Below are 20034 nucleotides of genomic sequence, written 5' to 3'. Positions count from 1 at the left end.
CAAAACATGCTCGAGATCACCCTCGACATATTCCTCGCCAGAAAACGCCTGCAGAGTCCGGGGTAAACACTCCCCCTTGCAGGGGAGGAAAAGTACGTGACCGCAAAGCCACAACGGCAGGCCGTCACAAACCGGTCATTACGCTGTCGCCATGATGTCACGCGCCGGCCCCATGCGCCCGCTCCATTGGGTTAACGAGCCATTTGGGGGCGAAACATCATGGTGAAGTATCTGGTCGGTGTCGCGACGGTCGCGCTGATCGCACCCGGCGTCGCGGCGCAGGGGTTGCCCGCGCAGGCCGCTGTTACCGGCACGGCGAGCGACCCGGTGGTCGCCGACCCCAGCACGACCGATACCGATCAGTCGGGCAATTCGGGTGACGTCGTGGTGCTGGGCTTCGGTCAGAGCCGCCAGGTCCAGACCGTCACCGCCGCCGATCTCGACCGGCTGACCCCCGGCACGTCGCCGCTCAAGGCGATCTCCAAGCTGCCCGGCGTGAACTTCCAGTCGGCCGATCCCTTCGGCGCCTATGAATGGTCGACCAAGATCTCGCTGCGCGGGTTCAACCAGAACCAGCTGGGCTTCACGCTCGATGGCGTGCCGCTCGGCGATATGAGCTATGGCCCGACCAACGGCCTGCACATCAGCCGCGCGATCATCTCGGAGAATATCGCCTCGACCAGCGTCGCGCAGGGCGCGGGCGCGCTGGGCACCGCCTCGACCAGCAATCTGGGCGGCACCATCCAGTTCACCAGCCGCACCCCGTCGGACACGGCCGGGATCGCCGCGTCGGGCACCTATGGCAGCAACGATACCGCGCGCGCCTTCATTCGTGTCGACAGCGGCGACCTGGGCGGCGGGCTGAAGGGCTATCTGAGCTATGCCTATCTGACCACCGACAAGTGGAAGGGCTATGGCAGCCAGCGCCAGCATCAGGCCAATGCCAAGATCGTCAAGGATTTCGGCGATCGCGGCTCGATCACCGGCTTCTTCAACTTCTCCGACCGTCGCGAGAACGACTATCAGGACCTGAGCCTCGATATCATCAAGCGTCGCGGCTATTTCAACGACAATATCAGCAACAATTATCCGCTGGCGATCCTCTATGCCAAACAGGCGACCAACGGCGCGGCGGCGGCGGCCTATCAGAAGGCGAACGGATCGCTGAACGGCTTTTCCGCGCCCTATGCCGGGGGCGGGATCGGCCTGCCGAGCGGCATCACGCTGGACGACGGCTATTACGACGCGGCGGGTCTGCGCCGCGACTATCTGGGCGGCGTGACCTTCGACGCCAAGCTGACCGACAGCCTGTCGCTGACCTCGACCAGCTATTATCATCATAACAAGGGACAGGGGTCGTGGATCACGCCCTACAGCCCGACCACGCTGGGCGCGCCCAATGCCGACGGCACGCCGATCACCAACCCCGCGCCGCTGTCCTTCCGCACGACCGAATATAGCCTCGACCGCGCGGGGACCATCGCCAAGCTGGCGCTGACCACCGGCGCCAACACGCTGGCGCTGACCGGCTGGTATGAGAGCAACACGCTGCACCAGGCGCGTCGCCTCTATGGCATGACCGATACCGCGACGCCGAACCGCAACGCGCTGGACTATCAGAGCAATCCGATGTCGACCGCGTGGAACGGCAAGTACGACACCGAGACGCTGCAATATTCGGTCGGCGACACGCTCGACATCGGCCAGCTGACCATCAACGGCGGCTGGAAGGGGATGCGGGTGCGCAACCAGGCCAATGTGCTGGCGGGCACGCTGGCGCGCGGCCGGATCAAGAGCCAGGACTGGTTCCTGCCGCAGATCGGCGCGGTGCTGCACCTGGGCAACCAGGCGGAGGTCTTCGCCAGCTATACCGAGAATATGCGCGCCTTCGTCGCCGCCGCGACCGCACCGCCCTTCTCGATCAGCCAGGCGGCGTTCAATGCGGTCGCCAACACGGTGCGCCCCGAAAAGTCCAAGACGGCCGAGGGGGGCCTGCGCTATCGCACCGGCGGGCTGCAACTGTCGGCGGTCGGCTATTATATCGACTTTTCCGACCGCCTGCTGACCTATTCGGTCGGCACCGCGATCCAGGGCATTCCGCCGACGCTGAACAATGTCGGCGGCGTGGAAAGCTATGGCGCGGAGGTTTCGGCCTTCTACCGCCTGACCCCCGCCTTCTCGGCGCTGGCCAGCTATTCGTACAATCATGCGACCTATCAGCAGACGGTGCGCGACGGTTCGGGCAACCTGCTGGCCGAAAAGGGCCGCTATGTCGTCGACACGCCGCAGAACATGGTCAAGGGCGAGCTGGTCTATGACGACAGCCGGTTCTTCGGCCGGGTCGGCGCGGATTATATGTCGAAGCGCTACTTCACCTATCTGAACGACCAGTCGGTGGCGGGTCGCGTTCTGGTCGATGCCAGCATCGGCTATCGCTTGCCCGAGGCCTGGGGCGGCTTCTCGATCGAGGGCAGCGTGACCAACCTGACCGACAAGCGCTATATCTCGACCATCGGCACCAACGGCTTCACCGCCAGCGGCGACAACCAGACGCTGCTCGCGGGCGCGCCGCGCCAGTGGTTCGTGACGCTGAAGAAGGGGTTCTGATAGAACCCCGCCCTGGCCTCTAGCCGCTCCCCTCCCGCAGGCGGGAGGGGATGGGGGAGGGCAGGGAGTCTCACCGAGGGCATCGCTTGCGGGAGGGGCTTTTACACCGCCCAGGCGGCAATATCCGGCTGCTCGCCGATCAGCGCCAGACCATGCGCGATCGAGGTGAGTTCGCCGCCGGTCGCGATCTTGCCCTCGCCGAAGCGCATCTCGAACATCCGCCGGATCGCGGGCATCAGCGAGGTGCCGCCGGTCAGGAACACTTGGTCGATCCGCTCCGGCCCGGTCGCCGCCGCCGTCATCGCCCGGTCGACCGCCTGTTCGATCCGCGCCAGATCGGGGGCGATCCAGCTTTCGAAATCCTTCCGGCTGACACCCGCCTCGATCGACAGGCCGCCGCCCTCGAACCGGAACCGCGCCTCCTCCGCCGCCGACAGGTCGCGCTTCACCCGGCCGACCGCATCGTAGAGCCGGTATCCCTGCTCCTCCTCGATGATCGCGATCATCCGCCCGATCGCCTCCGGGTCGAGCGCGGCGCGGCGCAGCTTCTCCAGCTCGGCCAGCGTCTTGCGGTTGCGCATCAGCGCCAGGCGCGACCAGTCGCCGAAATCGGCGAAATAGCCGCGCGGAATCTCCAGCACCTTGTCGAACGACCGATATTGGCCGCCCGCGCCCAGCAGCGGCAGGACGAGGTGATCGATCAGCCGCTGGTCGAACCGATCCCCCGCAATGCCGACACCGGCATGGCCCAGCGGCTCGCAGCGGCGTTCGGCGCCGGGCGCGGCGATGCGGACGATCGAAAAGTCGCTGGTGCCGCCGCCGAAATCGGCGACCAAGACGGTCGCGGGCTCGGTGATCCGCGAGGCATAGCTGAACGCCGCGCCCAGCGGTTCATAGACATAGTGGATCTCCGCCCCCAGCCGCGCGAACATCGCGTCGTAACGCTGGCGTGCGAGCGCCTCGTCGGGGCGGTGCCCGGCATATTCCACTGGCCGCCCGACCACGATCCGCGCCGCCTTGCCGTCCAGGGCACCGCCGCCATGCGCCGCCATCCGGTCGAGAAAGGTGCGACCCAGTTCCTCGAAGCGATAGCGTTTGTCGAAGACCGTCGCATGCTCGAACACGGGCGAGGCGGCGACCGACTTGAACGACTGGATGAAGCGGCTGCCACCCGGAAAGTCGAGATATTCGGCGATCGCCCAGGGCCCCGCCTCGACCGCGATCCCGTCATCCTCCCAGAAGCACAGCGCCGAACGGAAGACCGGATCGGCGTCCTTGGGCCCCTTGAGGGGGACGAGATGCGACTGCCCGCCCTGGGCACGCGCGATGACCGAGTTGGTGGTGCCGAAGTCGATGCCCAGGACGGTGTGCGGAATGTCGGTCATGCGGGGTCCGCTACACGAAGTCCGGGGCGGGGGGAGAGTTTTTGTTCGCGCCTCCGCGCGAACCCCTTATCGGGGCGCACCATCCGAAGGGGTCAGTTCCGGCCACCGCTCCAGCATCGCCGCCGTGACCCCGTTGGTCCAGCCGAACCCGTCCTGCGTGGGATATTCCCCGCCGCCGCCGGGCCGCCGTTCCTCGACATCATATTTTTCCAGCAGCTTGCCCGTCTCGGCATAGGTCCGCGCGACGGTCGCGATCCAGCGGCGGGCAATGTCCCTGGCCAGCGCCTGTTCGCCATAGCGGCCCAGCCCCTCGACCGCGATCCATTGCAGCGGCGCCCAGCCATTGGGGGCATCCCATTGCTGGCCCGACCGGATATTGGTGGTGCGCAGCCCACCCTCGCCGACCAGCGTAGCGCGGGTGGATTCGGCGACCGCGCGCGCCTGCTCGGCACTCGCCAGCCCGGCGAACAGCGGGAAGAGCGAGGCGGCGGTGCGTGCCGCCGTCGGGCGCCGGGCCACCCGGTCCCAATCGGCGAAGCGCCGTTCCCCGGCGACCCAGAGATAGCGGTCGATCGCCGCCTTTCGCCGCATCGCCATGGCGGCGAAACGCTGCGCGGTCGCGTCGTCCCCGGCGGCCCTGGCCCGCGCGGCGATGCGGGTTTCACCGATCCACAACAGGCTGTTGAGGTCGACAGGTACGATATCGGTGGTGCGGATCGTTTCCAGCCGCATCGGGTCGCCCAGCCAGCGCGAGCTGAAGTCCCAGCCCGACTCCGCCGCCGCGCGCAGGTCGCGCTGCACGATCGCGGCGGGGCGGGGCGCGGCCCTGGCGGCGGTTGCGCGATCCTCGCGCCAGCTCTCGTCGCGCGGCGTATCGCGCGCGTCCCAATAACGGTTCAGCAGGCTGCCATCGGGCATCCGCACAACATGCCTGCAGGCACCGCTGGCATCCAGACAGCCCGCCCCCGCCATCCAATAGTCATGCTCGCGGATCAGCGCCGCCAGCCGCCGCTTCGCCAGCGCCGGGTCGCGATCGTCGGACAGGTCCATCATCAGCGCCAGGAATGGCGGCTGCGAGCGGCTGAGATAATAGCTGCGCGTTCCGTTCGGGACATGGCCGTATCGCTCGACCAGATCGACGAAATTGTTGAGCATCGCCTCGACCAGCGGCGCCTGGCCATCGGCCTTCAGCCCCAGCATCGTGAAATAGCTGTCCCAGTAATAGATTTCCTGAAACCGGTCGCCGGGCACGATATAGCCGCGGTTCAGCCCCAGCGCGGAGGAGCCCGGCGTCGCGGCGAAGGGCGCGCGGCCCAGCACGGGCCACAGGTCGCGGATGCGCGCGCGCAGCGGCGGGCGGGCCTTTGCCTCGTCGCCGCGCACCGAGAAATGGCGGTGGACGAAAGCCGCCAGCGCCGCCTTGTCCACCGGCTTCTCACGCGCATAGGCGGCCAGGATCGCCTGCGGCGCTTCGCGCGGCACCGCATCGGCGAAGGTCTTGCCGTCGGGAAAGACCTGCGCCTCCTGAACGGCGGCGAATAGTGGGCCATAAATGTCGGCGGGCGAGGGCGGCGCGACCGGAACCGGCGTTTGCGCCTGAAGCAGCAGGGCCAACATGGGGAGCAGGCATATCGGGCGGAGGCGGGCGGGGCGGGGGATCATCATGCTCTCCTGTCTAGGCGGTGCGGGCGGCGCGGGGCAGCAGTACGGTGGCGGCCAGCCCGCCCCCCGTCGCTTCGTCGAGGATCAGTCGCCCGCCATGAAGCTCGGCCAGTTCGCGCGCGATCGACAGGCCGAAGCCATGCCCGTCGCCCCGCTCGTCCAGCCGCGCCCCCGCCTGGGTCGCGCGAATCCGATCCGCCTCGGCGATGCCGGGGCCGTCGTCCGACACGGTCAGGCGGATCTGTCGTTCCTCCGCCCACGCCGCGATCAGGACGCGGGTGCGGGCATGGCGGGCGGCATTGTCGATCAGATTGCCCGCGACCTCGTCCAGATCCTGCGCGTCCATCGCCACCGCCAGATCGTCCGCCATGTCGGCGGACAGGGCGATGCCGCGATCGGCATGGAGCCGCCCGATCGCATGGGTCAGGTCGCGGATCGCGGGGGCGAGCGCCGTCGCGGCGCGTACCGCCCCGTTCTGGACCCGCGCCCGCGCGAGGTGATGGCGAATGGTGGCATCGATCCGCGCGACCTGCGCCGCGCGGGGCGGATCACCCGCCAGATCGAGCGCCAGCGTGGCGACCGGCGTCTTGAGCGCATGCGCCAGATTGGCGGCGGAGGCGCGCGCGGTGGCCAGCGCGCGCTCGCTATCGGCGGCCATCGCGTTGAGTTCGACCGCGAGCGGGCGAAGCTCGGCGGGCTGGTCCTCATCGACCTGGCTCAGCGTCCCGCCCCGGATCGCCGCCACCTGATCGCGCAGCCGCCGCAACGGACGCAGCCCCAGCCGCAGCTGGATCAGGCTCGCCGCCGCCAGCAACACCCCCAGCCCGGCCAGCATCGCCAGCAACGGGACCAGCGCGGCGCGGATCGGCTGTGCGACGACCGCGCGCGGGGCGGCGGCGGTGATCGTCACGGGCCCGCGCGAGGAGGGGATGGCGATCTGCCGGGCATGGACGCGCACGCCCTGTTCGGTCCGACCCTCGGCGGGGCGGGGGCCCTGGATGGCGGGGCCCGGTGGCGGCGGGGCGGGGGAACGACCGGCTTCGTCCGGGCCGGGGCCGGGGCCGGGGCCGGGGGGATGCGGCGTGACGAGTGGCGGGAAATCGCCCGATCCTAGCGTGCCGTCAGGCCCCATGATCCGCCAGCGCCAGCCCGGCTCGGGCTCCAGCAGCCCGCGACGATCGGCGATGCGCGCGCGGTCGACCCGTCCGTCCGGCCCGATCGCGGCGGCGAGGACGGCGATCTCCGAATCGAGCCGCTGGTCCAGCCCGTGCGTCACGATCCCCTCCAGCGCGCTGGTCAGCGCCCAACCCGCGAGCAGCAGCGCGGCGAGGATCGCGGTGCCCGAGATGACGATCATCCGGCCATGGATCGAACGCGGCATCCTCATGCGGCCTCACCGGCGGTCAGGCGATAGCCCAGCCCGCGCACCGTCTCGATCAGCGCCGCGCCGACCTTCTTGCGCAACCGCCCGACGATCACCTCCAGGCTGTTGGAATCGACATCGGCATCGCCCTCATAGATCCGCTCGAGCAGTTCCAGCCGGGGGATGACCGCCTCCTTGCGCAGCATCAGCGCGGACAGGACGCGCCATTCGAACGCGGTCAGCTTCAGCGGCAGGCCGTCCAGCTCGAACTGCCCGGTCTGGCTGTCGAAGGACAGGGGGCCGCAGGTCAGGCGCGGCTGGGCGTGGCCCGCCGAGCGGCGGACCAGCGCGCGCAGCCGCATCACCAGTTCCTCGACGCGGAAGGGCTTGGTTAAATAATCGTCCGCCCCCGCCTTGAACCCCGCCACCTTGTCCGACCAGCCGTCGCGCGCGGTCAGGATCAGCACGGGCAGGGCCCGCCCCGCCTCGCGCCACTGGCGGAGCAGGGTCATGCCGTCGCCATCGGGCAGGCCGAGGTCGAGCACGGCGGCGTCATAGATTTCGGTGTCGCCCGCATGGCCCGCATCGACGCCGCTGGCGAACAGGTCGACCGCGCAATGCTCGGCCCGCAGCGCGCGCGCGATGGCGGGGCCCAAAGCGGCGTCATCCTCGACCAACAGGATACGCATGATCCCCTTTCCCTCTTGTCCCCGACCGACCCCGGCTATCGGCCGATTGCTTAAACCCAATCTGAACCGCGTGGTTCAGCGGGCATCGGGGCGAATCACCTAAAAGCGGGACATCAACCAAGGAGGACAGCATGTCTCGATGGAATTTCCCGACTCCCCGGCTGCAAGGCAAGGCCCCGCTGGCGGTCGCCGCAGCGGCCCTGATCACGCTGGGCGCGGGCGGCGGTGCCGCCGCCGTCTCGATGACCCGGCCGACCGTCACCATGGCGCCGACCATTCCGACGCCGATCGCCAAGCTGGCCTCGACCAGCGGCATCGTCACCGCCAAGGGGCGGGTGGCCGAGGTCTTTGGCGACCGCTTCGTGGTGCAGGACGCCACCGGCCGGGCGATGGTCGCCAGCAACCGTGACGCGATGCCGGTGGTCGGCAGCAACGTGATGGTGCAGGGCCGCTATGACGACGGGCTGATGCACGCCCAGTATCTGGTCAATCCGCAAGGGACGGTGACCCCGGTCGGCCCGCCCCCGCCCCCGCCGGGAGGTCCGCGCGGTCCCGGCGGCCCTGGTGGCCCGCGTGGCGATGGCCCGCCGCCTCCGCCGCCCCCCGGCGGTCCGGGTGCGCCGGGTGGCCCCGGTGCTCCTCCGCCCCCGCCGCCGGGTGGCTGCGCACCGGGTGGTCCGGGGGTGCCGGGTGCGGTGCCCCCGCCTCCGCCGCCGCCGGTGAACGGCCAGGCCCCGCAGGGCACCCCCGTACCGCCGCCCCCGCCGCCCGCCGGGGCTCCGGCTCCCGCCCCCACGGGGGCGGTCCGCCCGGCGCGGTGATCGGGGTTTGACGAGGATGCCCTCCGGCTTTGGCCGGGGGGCGTTTTCGTGTGGGGTAGGGGTGGGGCGTGGCCTTCGACTTCGCTCAGGCTGAACGGAGGTTGGGAGTTTGGTTCCGCCCTCACTCCGTTCCGCCTGAGCGAAGTCGAAGGCCATGGGAATCCGGCAATCAAAAGGAACCTTCGCCCCCTTGACCCTTTAGCACCCCATGCGCTGGCTTCGATCGCTCGACATTCCGGCCGAATGGCTGTGGCTTCAACATGTGACGATCATTGCGGTCGCGATCCTGATCGCGGTGCTGGTCCACAGTGTCGCGATGCGGATCGCGGGGCATGCCGCGCGGCGGACCGCCAGCCAGAGCGACGATCTGGTCCTCGAGCATATCCGCCAGCCCTTGCGCTGGGTCGCGATCGCCATCGCGGTCAGCTTCGCGATGCGGCTGGTCCCGATGTCCAGCGACGGGCGCGAGATATGGCGGCAGGCGCTGGGGTTCTGCGTGCCCGCGCTTCTCGGCTGGCTTGCGGTGGCGGGGCTGCGCGCGCTGCAGGGCGTCGTCTACCTGCGCGCCGACATCAGCGTTGAGGATAATCTGCGTGCGCGGCGCAAGCGGACGCGGGCACAGATATTGGGGCGGATCGGCATCTTCCTGATCGTGTTCCTGACCGTCTGCCTGATGCTGCTCAGCGTACCCGGCATCCGCACCATCGGCGTCACGCTGATGGCCTCGGCGGGTATCGCAGGGCTCGTCGTCGGTGCCGCCGCGCAGCCCGCGCTCAAGAACCTGATCGCGGGCGTGCAGATGGCCTTTACCGAGCCGATCCGCCTCGACGACGTGGTCATCATCGATAATGAATGGGGGCGGATCGAACAGATTCACCTGACCTTCGTCGTGGTGCGCATCTGGGACGAACGGCGGCTGGTCGTGCCGGTCGCCAAGTTCCTGGAGAACAGCTTCCAGAACTGGACGCGCGAGACCAGCCAGCTGCTGGGGTCTGTCTTCTGGTATCTCGACCCGGCGGCGGACATTCCCCGGTTGCGCCAGAAAATGGGCGAACTGGTCGAGGCGAGCACGCGCTGGGACCGGCGGTTCTTCAACATGCAGGTGACGGATGTGAAGCCCGATTCGATCGAGGTGCGCGGGCTGATGACCGCGCGGGATGCGGCGATCGCCTTCGACCTGCGCTGCGAGATACGCGAGGGGCTGCTGGAATATATCCGGCAGGAGATGCCGGAGGCATTGCCCCGGCGGCGATTGGAGCATTCCATTCCTCCCCGTGCCGGGGAGGATCAGTGGGCCGCCGCCTCGATCGCCTTCGCTTCGTCCTTCACCCCATCCCCGCGCAGCGCGGCCAGGAACAGTTCGCACCACCAGAACACGTCTTCGCGCCGGACATTGTCGATCAGGCTTTCCCAGCGCCGGATGCGTTCGTCGCGCGGCATGGCCAGCGCCTGGACGATGGCGTCGGACATTTCCTCGGCGCTGTAGGGATTGATGAGGACCGCGTCTTTCAGCTGCTCGGCCGCGCCTGCGAAGCGCGACAGGATCAGCACGCCGGGATCGTCCGGGTCCTGCGCGGCGACATACTCCTTGGCGACCAGGTTCATCCCGTCGCGCAAGGGCGTCACCAGCCCGATCCGCGCCGCGCGATAGATGCCCGCCAGCACGGGCCGCGGAAACCCCTTGTTGACGTAGCGGATCGGCACCCAGTCGATATCGGCATATTCGCCGTTGATCCGCCCCGACAGCGCATCGAGATTGGCGCGGATCTCCTGATAGGTGTTGACCTTCTCGCGGCTGGGCGGTGCGATCTGGAGCATATAGACCAGCGCGCGCCGTTCCGGATTCTGCGCCAGGAAGCGTTCGTAGCCCAGGAAACGCTCGGCCAGCCCCTTGGAATAATCGAGCCGGTCGACGCCGACGATCAGGCTGCGACCGGTCGCCGACATATACATGCGTTCGCGCGCGAAGCGGGCGTCGTGGCCGCTGGCGGCTTCCTCGAACTCCTTGGTCTCGATGCCGATCGGTGCGCGGATCGCCTGGATGGTCTTGCCGTTCCACGTGACCGCGCCATTCTTGCCCAGCGTGCCGCCCAGTTCCTTGGTCACATAGTCGCGGAAGCTGTCGAGCCAGTCCTCGGTGTGAAAGCCCACCACGTCATAGGCGAACAGCGATTCCACCAGCTTGCGATGGCTGGGCAGCGACATCAGCAGCCGCACCGGCGGCCAGGGGATGTGGAGGAAGAAGCCGATCCGGTTCTTGAACCCCCGCTTGCGCAGATCGCGGCCCAGCGGGATCAGGTGATAGTCATGGACCCAGACCAGATCGTCGGGCTCGATCAGCGGCTGCACCGTCTCGGCGAACCGCTCGTTGACGCGGGCATAGCCGGAGTCGAAGTCGCGCTCGAACTCGGTCAGGTCGATGCGATAGTGGAAGAGCGGCCACAGCGTCCGGTTGGCGTAACCGTTATAATATTCGTCGATATCCTGTTCTTCCAGGTCGATGGTCGCGGTGGTGACGCCGCCGCCCTGCTGGAAGTTGATATGGCCGCTAAACTCTTCGGTGGTCTCCCCCGACCAGCCGAACCAGATGCCGCCCTGTTCGCGCAGCGCGGCGAGAAGTGCAACCGCCAGCCCGCCCTGATTTCCGCCCGGCCCGGTGGTGGGCGGCTGGACCCGGTTCGAGATGACGATCAGGCGACTCATCGCACGGCACTCCATGGTTTACTCAGCAGGACGGCGCAGTTGATCAGGCCGACCAGCGAATAGGTTTGCGGATAATTCCCCCACAGCTCGCCCGTATTCGGGTCGATATCCTCGGACAGAAGCCCGGCGGGGGTGCAGCGCGCCACCATCTCCTCGAACAGCGCGCGGGCGTCGGCATGACGCCCGGTCACATATAACGCTTCAATCAGCCAGAAGGTGCAAACGTTGAACGCGGTATGGGGCAGGCCGAAGTCATCCTCGGTCGCATAGCGCAACATATGGCTGCCCCGGCGCAGGCCCTTTTCCACCGCGTCGAGCGTCGAGCGGAAACGGGGATCGTCGGGCGACAGGAAGCGCAGGTCGAGCAGCTGGATGATGCTGGCGTCCAGATCGTCGCCACCGAAGGTCGCCGACATGCGCTGCGTCTCGGGACGCCACGCCGCCTGCTCGATCGTCTCGCGCATCAGGTCGGCGCGCTCCTGCCAGAAGGCGCGGCGCTCCTCCAGCCCCAGCGCCTGTGCGGCATTGGCCAGCCGGTCGCACGCCGCCCAGCACATGGCGGCGGAATAGGTGTGGACGTGGCTCTTGGTGCGCAGCTCCCACAGCCCCGCATCCGGCTGGTCGTACTTGGCCCAGGCGCGCTCGCCGACGCGTTCCAGCGAGTGGAAATCCTCGACCCCCGACATGCGGAACAGGCGGGTGTCGAAAAAGGCCTGCACATCGGACAGCACGATCTGGCCGTACGCGTCGTGCTGGATCTGCTCATAGGCCTGGTTGCCGACGCGGACCGGGCCCATGGCGCGATAGCCGGGGAGCTTGGTCTCGATCCGCTCAACCAGGGTCGCTTCACCGCCGACGCCGTAGAGCGGCTGGATATGCCCGCCCCGCGCGGCATCGACGATATTGCGGAGATATTCGAGATACCCCTCCAGCACGTCGAGCGCACCCAGCCGGTTGAGCGCCTGCACCGTGTAATAGGCGTCCCTGATCCAGCAGTAGCGATAGTCCCAGTTGCGCCCCGAATCGGCATGTTCGGGCAAAGAGGTGGTCAGCGCGGCGACGATCGCGCCGGTTTCCTCATGCTGGCACAGCTTCAGCGTGATCGCGGCGCGGATGACGACCGCCTGCCACTCGACGGGCGTGGCAAGGCCGCGCACCCAGTGATGCCATTCATGGGTGGTGCGCTCCAACATCGCGCGGCTGGCCTCGCTCAGCACGCCCGCGAAGCTCTCGTCCGGGCCGAGGAACATGTGGATGGGGCGCTCGAGGCGGAACCATTGCTCGGCGGCGATATGGCCGACCGGCGCGTCGGTGGTCAGGCGCAGCGTCTGCTGCGTCATCAGATAGCGGATATGGTTGGACCCTTGCGTCCGCTCGGTCGGAGTGCCCCAGTCGGTTGCGACGCGAAGCGCGATGCGGATGCGGGGGCTGCCGATCGGCCGCACGATCCGCACATAGCTGGTCGGGCGATAGACGCGGCCCTCGCGCGAGAAACGCGGGCAGAAATCGGTGATCTCGATGCCGTTGCCCCGGTCATCCATGTGCGTGGTGACCAGGATCGGCGTGTTGCGCAGATAGCCCTGCGTGGTCGAGACCCGGTCCTCCAGCTCGATCGCCCAATAGCCCGTCTCCGGCTCGCCATCGCCCAGTAGCGCGCAAAAGGCCGGGTCGCCATCGACGCGCGGCACGCAACCCCAGACGAACCGCCCCGTCGAGTCGATCAGCGCGGAAACCTGGCAATTGCCGATCGGCCAGAGATTCAGATCCTGTTGCGTCATTCGGCATTCTCCAGCGCTTGGGCGAGCCATGAGTGGACGGCGGCGACATCGGGCAGGCGATAGCGCGCGGCGGTTTCGCGCATCGGGCCGACCAGCACCCCGGCACCCCCAAGTGCGGCGGCGGCCGCGAAACCATCCTCGTCGGTCACGTCGTCGCCGAAGAAGATCGGGATGGTGCCACGCATGGCGGGCCTTTCCATCAAGGTCTCGATCGCCTGGCCCTTGTCGCCGGGCAGGCGGATTTCCACCATCATCTTGCCGGGTTGCAGGGTCAGGCCATGGCGCTCGGCGATGGCGGCGGCTTCGCGCAAGGCGAGCGGTTCGGCCTGCGGATTGCGGCGATAATGCAGCCCCGCGCCGAAGCTCTTGGTCTCGAAATACAGATCGTTCGCCTCGGCGACGGCGCGCATTTCCTCGGTCGCGGTGGCGAGATGGTCGGGCTTTTCGGGACGGCTATGGCCGTCCTCGGGGCTGCGGCGCTCGGCGCCGTGGCTGCCCGCCAGCGTGAAATGCTGCGCCTGCAGGCCGAACAGCGCATCGAGCTGCGCGATCGAGCGGCCGCTGACGATGGCGAGACGGCCGGGCATATGCGCGGCCAGCGCATCCAGCCGGTCGGCGAGCGCGGTGCTGACATGCACCCCCTCGGGATTGTCGGCCAAGTCGACGAGGGTGCCGTCGAAGTCGAGGAACAGGCTGTCCTCGGCGGACAGGCGGGGCGGGGGCGGGGCGAGGTCGGCCAGCATGGACGAAAGCATAGCGGATGCGGACATGCCGAGTGAACCCATCCCCGCCGCTCGCGTTCCGCTGCGCATGCGAAATGATTACGGAAGGTCGGATGGAGTATATCGCGCGCGGCTGGGCGCTCCCCCTCCCGCAGGCGGGAGGGGGATGGGGGGAGGGCTCTCTCCACGGGCGACATCGCTTGGGGCTTTCCCTCCCCCAACCCCTCCCGCCTGCGGGAGGGGAGTAAGAAGAGGACGCTGCGATGAGCGATCCGAAAACAAAAAAGGGCCGGCGATCGCTCGCCAGCCCCTTCATCCCGAACCGTAAAACCTGGCCTTAGTAGACCCGCTTCTTCGGCTTGATATACTCGATATCGTCGGTCAGCGTGTAGTCGTGGACCGGGCGATAGTCGATCGCGACGCCGCCGCCCTGGCCACCCCAGCCGTCGAACGTCGCGACGGTGTGCTTCATCCAGTTGGCGTCGTCGCGCTCGGGGAAGTCCTCGTTCACATGCGCGCCGCGGCTTTCCTTGCGGTTCAGCGCCGACTCCATCGTCACGACCGCCTGGCTGATCAGGTTGTCCAGCTCCAGCGTCTCGACCAGATCGGTGTTCCAGATCAGCGAGCGATCCTTGATCCCGATGTCCTTCATCCGGTCATAGGTGGCGCGGATCATCTGGCGGCCTTCGGTCAGCAGCTCGTCGGTGCGGAACACGGCGCAGTGGCGCTGCATCGTCTTCTGCATCTCGCTGCGCACCTGCGCGGTGGTCGAGCCACCGGCGGCGTTGCGGAAGTGATCCAGGCGACCCAGCGCCAGCTCTTCCGACCCCTTGGGCAGTGGCGCGTGCGGCGTGCCGGGCTTCAGCGTGTCCTTGATGCGCAGGCCAGTTGCACGGCCGAACACGACAAGGTCGATCAGCGAGTTGGAGCCCAGGCGGTTCGCGCCGTGCACCGACACGCAGGCCGCTTCGCCGACCGCGAACAGGCCGGGGACGACCGAATCCGGGTTGCCGTCCTTCAGGCGGACGACTTCGCCATGATAGTTCGTCGGGATGCCGCCCATATTATAGTGGACGGTCGGCGTGACGGGCAGCGGCTGGCGGGTCAGGTCGACACCGGCGAAGATCTTGCCGGTTTCGGTGATGCCGGGCAGGCGCTCGGCCAGGACCTTCGGGTCGATATGGTCGAGATGGAGGTAGATATGATCCCCCTCCTTGCCGACGCCGCGCCCTTCGCGGATTTCCATCGCCATCGAACGCGACACGACGTCGCGGCTGGCCAGGTCCTTGGCCGACGGCGCGTAACGCTCCATGAAGCGCTCGCCCTCGGAGTTGGTGAGGTAGCCGCCTTCGCCGCGCGCACCCTCGGTGATGAGGACGCCCGCGCCGTAGATGCCGGTCGGGTGGAACTGCACGAACTCCATGTCCTGGAGCGGCAGGCCCGCACGCAGCACCATGCCGCCGCCGTCACCCGTGCAGGTGTGCGCCGAGGTGGCTGAGAAATAGCAGCGGCCATAGCCGCCGGTCGCCAGCACGACATTGTGCGCGCGGAAGCGGTGGATCGACCCGTCTTCCATGCACAACGCGATCACGCCCCGGCAATTGCCCTGCTCGTCCATGATCAGGTCGAGCGCGAAATATTCGATGAAGAAGTCCGCGTCATACTTCAGCGACTGCTGGTACAGCGCGTGCAGCATGGCATGGCCGGTACGGTCGGCGGCGGCGCAAGTGCGCTGCGCGGGCGGGCCCTCGCCCATATTCTGCATCATGCCGCCGAACGGGCGCTGATAGATCTTGCCCTCTTCGGTGCGGCTGAACGGCACGCCTGCGTGCTCCAGCTCGTACACGGCGGCGGGCGCCTCGCGGCACAGATATTCGATCGCGTCCTGGTCGCCCAGCCAGTCCGACCCCTTGACGGTGTCGTACATGTGCCAGGTCCAGTGATCCGGACCCATATTGCCCAGCGACGCGGCGATGCCGCCTTGGGCGGCCACGGTATGGCTGCGCGTCGGGAACACCTTGGTGATGCAGGCGGTCTTCAGACCGGCCTCGGCGATGCCCATGGTGGCGCGCAGGCCCGAGCCGCCCGCACCCACGACGACGGCGTCATAGGTATGGTCGATGATCTTGTAAGCGGCAGCGGACATTATGCAGCGGCTCCGAAGGCGATCTTGAGGATCGAGAAAATGGCGATGGCGGCGATCGTGAAGACGAACAGGTTCATGACGACGAGCAGCGCGACCCGGTTCTGGTCCTGCTCATAATCCTCGATCACGACCTGCAGGCCCAGGCGCATATGATAGAAGATCGAGGCGACCAGCATCGCCATCGGGATGGCGGCCCAGGGATTGGCCAGCCACAGATGGACCGAGGCATAGTCGAAGGACGGCTGGCGCAGGATCGAGATCAGCAGCCAGACGACCAGCAGGAAGTTGGAGCCCGCCGTCAGGCGCTGGTTCAACCAGTGATGGGTGCCCGACTTGGCCGAGCCCAGGCCGCGCACGCGGCCGATCGCGGTTCCGGAACGCATCACTTGATCCCCAGATAGAGCCAGAAGGCCACCGTCATCACGACGGCGAAGACGATGGTGGCTTGCGCCTGACGCTTGTTCGACTTCAGCTCGAAGCCCGCGCCGACATCCATGAACAGGTGGCGGATGCCATTGGCCATGTGCTGGAACAGGCAGGCGGTCAGGCCGATACCGACGACATAGCCGATGATGTTCAGCCTGCCCGACTCGACGGTGAAGACGTCGCGGAACGTCGCATAGCTTTCCGGCCCCGCGGCGACGGCCGCCAGGAACCAGACGAGAAGCGCCGCACCCACGGTCGCCATGCCCGTGCCGGTGGCGCGGTGCAGGATGGAGACCAGCATGTTGGGACCCCATTTCCAGATCTGGAGATGCGGGGAGAGCGGGCGTGCGGTGTTGCGGGCGGCCAAGGGCAGATCCTCGAACAGTCTAAAGTCGGGCTGGTTTGCGGATACGCCTATGGTGAAGACGCCGACAGGATGCAAGTCGCGAGGCGAGATTGATTGCGGGGCGGGATGGCGGCCAGGGGAGGGGCGCAACGCGGCTAACCGGCCCTTAACGCTTTTCACGCAAGGTCGCATCGAACGATTCCAAGTGCCTGAAACGGGGAGCCTGCGTGCCCAAGTCCCAGCCGAATTCCCAGCCCAAGACCGATCTGCCCCCGCCCACGGTCATCACCGCCGCGATCGATCTCGACGCGCGGATCCGGGCCTTTGACGGGGGGGATGGCATGCTGATCCGGCAGGCCGCCGAGCTGTGGCCGGTGATCGAGCCGCGCGCGCAGGAGGTCGTCGATGCCTATTGGGATTATTGGCGCGCCGCCAATCCCGGACAGCCCGACTGGACGCCGCTGGACGAGGAACGCCGCCGGGTCACGGGCAATGCCTATCTGCGCAACCGCTTCTGCCACCTGTCGGGGCGCGACTGGGTGGAGTCGCTGGGGCGTTCGGTGGCCTCGGCCTATGCCGCGGGCGTCATGCCGATGGACGCGCTGGCCATGTCCTGCGCCAGCGACCGGGCCGCGCTGAAGATCCTGATGGAGGAAATGTCCGCCGACGATCCGCGCCGGGCGGTGGCGGTCGACACGCTGCTCCGCCTGTTCGGCATGGAAACCGAACTGACCGTCGAGCTCTTCTCGGGCTATGAGAATTGGTGCGCCGATCGCGAGCGCGAGCGGCTCGCCGGGGATTTCCGCAACGGCATCGTCGCGGTGGTCGAAAACGCCTCGGTCGAGGGACAGGATCTGCGTCGCCAGGCGCAGGACGCCTCGCTCTCGACGCGCGGGATGCTGGGCAAGTCGAGCGAGGTCGCCGCCGCCGCCGAGCAGTCGGCGGTCGCGATGCGTGAGGCGGCACAGACCGCCGCCGGCCTGATCCGCGCGATCGAGGATGCCCGGGCCGAGGTTGACCAGGCCGCCGACGTCGCCAACCGCGCCGCCGACCAGGCGGGCCAGGCGGTCGGCATGTCCGAGATGCTGTCGGATCATGCCAAGTCGATCGAATCGATCCTGGGCCTGATCCGTGACATTGCGGGCCAGACCAATCTCCTGGCGCTGAACGCCACGATCGAGGCCGCGCGCGCCGGGGATGCGGGCCGCGGCTTCGCGGTCGTCGCGCAGGAGGTCAAGAGCCTCGCCAGCCAGACCGCGCGCGCGACCGACGACATCGCCACCAAGATCGCCGCGATCCAGGCCGCGACCCGCTCCACGGTCGAGACCAACGCCTCGATCAAGGCGACGGTCACCGAATTGCAGGCCTCGGCCGAGCATATCCGCCACGCCATGGAGGCGCAGGCGCAGACCGTGACCGCGATCACCGCCGCCGTCGACGAAACCGCGCTGGCGGCCGATTCGATGTCGCACACCATCGCCGCGATCCGCGAGGATACCGAAAGCGTCGCGCAGGAGATCGACCGGGTCGGACGCGGCTTCGATCATCTCGACAGCCAGCTGGGCGACCTGAAGGCCAGCGCCAGCCAGTTCGTGGTGCGCGTCGCCGCCTAATCGACCCTGTTGACGCGCCCGCATGCGCCCGGCACGGGCACGGCATGACGACGATCCTGGTAACCGGAAGCAGCCGAGGCATCGGCGCGGCCATCGCATCGACCCTGGGCGATCTGCCCGAAACGCGCGTGCTGGGGCATGGCACGCGCAGCGGCATCGCCGTGAATCTGTCGGAGGAGGGCGCGCCCGCCCGCCTCTGGGCCGCGGCGCTGGAACAAGCGGGCGGGGCGATCGATGTGCTGGTCAACAATGCCGGCATCTTCGAGGCCAGCCCGCTCGACGCCGACGATTGGTCGGACAGCTGGGCGCGGACGATGCAGGTCAACCTGACCGCCTCGGCCGAACTCTGCCGTCTGGCGGTGCTGCACTGGCAGGCGCGGGGGCAGGGCGGCCGGATCGTCAACATCGCCAGCCGCGCCGCCTATCGCGGCGACTCGCCCGCCCATTGGCATTATGCCGCGTCCAAGGGCGGCATGGTCGCGATGACCAAGACGATCGCGCGGGGCTATGCCGCGCAAGGCATCCTGGCCTTTGCCGTCTGCCCCGGCTTCACGATGACCGGCATGGCCGACGACTATCTGGCCAGCCGGGGCGGGGACAAGCTGCTCGCCGACATCCCGCTCGGCCGCGTCGCCTCGCCCGAGGAAGTCGCCGCGACCGTCCGTTTCCTGTGCACCGATGCGCCGCCTTCGATGACCGGCGCGGTCCTCGACATCAATGGAGCAAGCTATGTCCGCTGACAGCTGGAAGCTGACCCTGCCCTGCACCCGCGACGAGGCGGAGGCGATCGACGCGGCCGACGATCTGGCGATCGAGGCGGTCATCATGACCACCGAGGAGGTGGAGGACGACCGCGAGCATTGGCGGCTCGACGCCTATTTCGAGGCGGAGCCCGATGCCGCCACCATCGCCGCGATCCGCGCGCTGGTGCCGAGCGCGGGCGACCACCCCGCCACGGTCGAGCATGTGCCCGCGCAGGACTGGGTGACGATCAGCCAGGCGGGGCTGGCGCCGCTGGCGGTCGGGCGGTTCTTCGTCCACACCGGCGACGAGGCGGTGCCCGAGGGGCTGCGCGGTTTCCACATCCCGGCGGGCCGCGCCTTCGGCACCGGGCATCATGAGACGACCAGCGGTTGCCTGGCCATGCTCGACGCCATGGCGGGCGAGCGGGTGGCGAACGCCATCGACGTGGGCACCGGCACCGGGCTGCTCGCCTTCGCCGCGCGGCACCTCTGGCCCGAGGCGAAGGTCGTGGCGACCGATATCGATCCGATCGCGATCGACGTGACCGCCGAGAATGCCGCGATCAACGGCGTCGACGGGGTCGCGCTGATCGTCGCCGATGGGGCGCTGGCCGATCCGATCATGGCGGGGGCGCCCTATGACCTGGTCGTCGCCAATATCCTGGCCGGGCCGCTGATCTCGATGGCGCCGGAACTGGCGGCGATCGCGGGGCCGGAGGCGACGCTGGTGCTGGCGGGGTTGCTGGAGACGCAGCGGGCGGACGTGGTCGCGGCCTATGAAGCGTGCGGCTGCGCGCTGGAGACGGTCGACCGGCGCGGCGACTGGAGCGTGTTGCGGTTGCGGGCAGGGGCTGAGCGGTTCGTGCCGAGCGGGCCGTTCGACCCCAAGGGGCGGGATGGTTGGGCGCTGGATATCTGACCCTATCTACTCCCCTCCCGCAAGCGAGTTTCAGGTCGGTCATGCCCCCGGCATGACCTAAACGATGCGGCGCATCGTTTACCTGAAGCTGGGTTGGGGGAGGGCAGGCCA

At 68.1% G+C, this 20034-nt stretch carries 15 protein-coding genes and 1 pseudogene; 6 read left to right on the top strand and 10 right to left on the bottom strand.

Translation table 11 applies throughout. From position 1 onward, the window contains the following. The first annotated feature begins 219 nt into the window (after positions 1-219). Complete coding sequence (locus ACFX59_RS03280; RefSeq protein ID WP_387429585.1) at positions 220-2607, top strand: TonB-dependent receptor; 2388 nt, start codon at positions 220-222, stop codon at positions 2605-2607. 101 nt (positions 2608-2708) lie between these two features. On the opposite strand, the gene ACFX59_RS03275 is transcribed toward ACFX59_RS03280, so the two are convergent. From ACFX59_RS03275 to ACFX59_RS03260, 4 genes are all read right to left on the bottom strand, one after another. Further along, positions 2709-3992: an Hsp70 family protein gene (locus ACFX59_RS03275; RefSeq protein WP_387429583.1), complete on the bottom strand. Its 1284-nt coding sequence runs from the start codon at positions 3990-3992 to the stop codon at positions 2709-2711. Between the two features lie 66 nt (positions 3993-4058). After that, positions 4059-5654 carry an alpha,alpha-trehalase TreF gene (gene treF, locus ACFX59_RS03270; RefSeq protein WP_387429644.1) on the bottom strand — a complete coding sequence of 532 codons (1596 nt, stop codon included), beginning with the start codon at positions 5652-5654 and terminating at the stop codon, positions 4059-4061. Between the two features lie 13 nt (positions 5655-5667). Further along, positions 5668-7035, bottom strand: a complete 1368-nt coding sequence (locus tag ACFX59_RS03265) for a sensor histidine kinase (protein ID WP_387429581.1) — start codon at positions 7033-7035, stop codon at positions 5668-5670. 2 nt (positions 7036-7037) lie between these two features. Continuing rightward, complete coding sequence (locus tag ACFX59_RS03260) at positions 7038-7706, bottom strand: response regulator (protein WP_387429579.1); 669 nt, start codon at positions 7704-7706, stop codon at positions 7038-7040. 131 nt (positions 7707-7837) lie between these two features. On the opposite strand from ACFX59_RS03260, the gene ACFX59_RS03255 reads away from it, so the two are divergent. Then, on the top strand, positions 7838-8527 hold the full coding sequence (locus ACFX59_RS03255; protein ID WP_387429577.1) for a hypothetical protein: 690 nt from the start codon (positions 7838-7840) through the stop codon (positions 8525-8527). Positions 8528-8735: 208 nt separating this feature from the next. Then, positions 8736-9485 (top strand): annotated as a pseudogene (locus ACFX59_RS03250) (mechanosensitive ion channel family protein); the annotation flags it as partial. A gap of 329 nt (positions 9486-9814) precedes the next feature. Here the strand turns inward: ACFX59_RS03250 and ACFX59_RS03245 are convergent. The 6 genes from ACFX59_RS03245 to sdhC all read right to left on the bottom strand — a co-directional run bounded on the left by ACFX59_RS03245 (position 9815) and on the right by sdhC (position 16669). Then, positions 9815-11230 (bottom strand): trehalose-6-phosphate synthase, encoded by a 1416-nt coding sequence (locus tag ACFX59_RS03245; protein WP_387429574.1) that lies wholly within the window; start codon positions 11228-11230, stop codon positions 9815-9817. After that, positions 11227-13008, bottom strand: a complete 1782-nt coding sequence (locus ACFX59_RS03240; RefSeq protein ID WP_307100809.1) for a glycoside hydrolase family 15 protein — start codon at positions 13006-13008, stop codon at positions 11227-11229. The genes ACFX59_RS03245 and ACFX59_RS03240 overlap by 4 nt, the downstream gene beginning before the upstream one ends. Beyond that, entirely contained in the window at positions 13005-13778 is a 774-nt protein-coding gene (gene otsB, locus ACFX59_RS03235; protein ID WP_387429570.1) for a trehalose-phosphatase, read from the bottom strand. The genes ACFX59_RS03240 and otsB overlap by 4 nt, the downstream gene beginning before the upstream one ends. 289 nt (positions 13779-14067) lie before the next feature. Next, positions 14068-15876, bottom strand: coding sequence for a succinate dehydrogenase flavoprotein subunit (gene sdhA / locus ACFX59_RS03230; RefSeq protein WP_387429567.1), 1809 nt, complete (start codon positions 15874-15876; stop codon positions 14068-14070). Next, positions 15876-16259 (bottom strand): succinate dehydrogenase, hydrophobic membrane anchor protein, encoded by a 384-nt coding sequence (gene sdhD / locus ACFX59_RS03225; protein WP_306998429.1) that lies wholly within the window; start codon positions 16257-16259, stop codon positions 15876-15878. Before sdhD ends, sdhA begins: the two co-directional genes overlap by 1 nt. Next, the gene (sdhC, locus tag ACFX59_RS03220; RefSeq protein ID WP_307100800.1) at positions 16259-16669 is read right to left on the bottom strand and encodes a succinate dehydrogenase, cytochrome b556 subunit; all 411 of its coding nucleotides are present in this window, start codon (positions 16667-16669) and stop codon (positions 16259-16261) included. Before sdhC ends, sdhD begins: the two co-directional genes overlap by 1 nt. Positions 16670-16914: 245 nt before the next feature. On the opposite strand from sdhC, the gene ACFX59_RS03215 reads away from it, so the two are divergent. From ACFX59_RS03215 to ACFX59_RS03205, 3 genes are read left to right on the top strand one after another with little or no spacing between them, the layout of a single operon-like run. Next, positions 16915-18261 (top strand): methyl-accepting chemotaxis protein, encoded by a 1347-nt coding sequence (locus ACFX59_RS03215; protein ID WP_307104635.1) that lies wholly within the window; start codon positions 16915-16917, stop codon positions 18259-18261. Between the two features lie 44 nt (positions 18262-18305). Then, on the top strand, positions 18306-19001 hold the full coding sequence (locus ACFX59_RS03210) for an SDR family NAD(P)-dependent oxidoreductase (RefSeq protein WP_387429562.1): 696 nt from the start codon (positions 18306-18308) through the stop codon (positions 18999-19001). After that, positions 18991-19923: a 50S ribosomal protein L11 methyltransferase gene (locus ACFX59_RS03205; protein WP_387429559.1), complete on the top strand. Its 933-nt coding sequence runs from the start codon at positions 18991-18993 to the stop codon at positions 19921-19923. The genes ACFX59_RS03210 and ACFX59_RS03205 overlap by 11 nt, the downstream gene beginning before the upstream one ends. Positions 19924-20034: the final 111 nt, after the last annotated feature.

The organism is Sphingomonas sp. NCPPB 2930 (assembly GCF_042867205.1).
In the GTDB taxonomy this organism is placed as follows: domain Bacteria; phylum Pseudomonadota; class Alphaproteobacteria; order Sphingomonadales; family Sphingomonadaceae; genus Sphingomonas.
The sequence above is the reverse complement of the archived record's forward strand: the minus strand, read 5'-3'. Positions and strand labels throughout refer to the sequence as shown.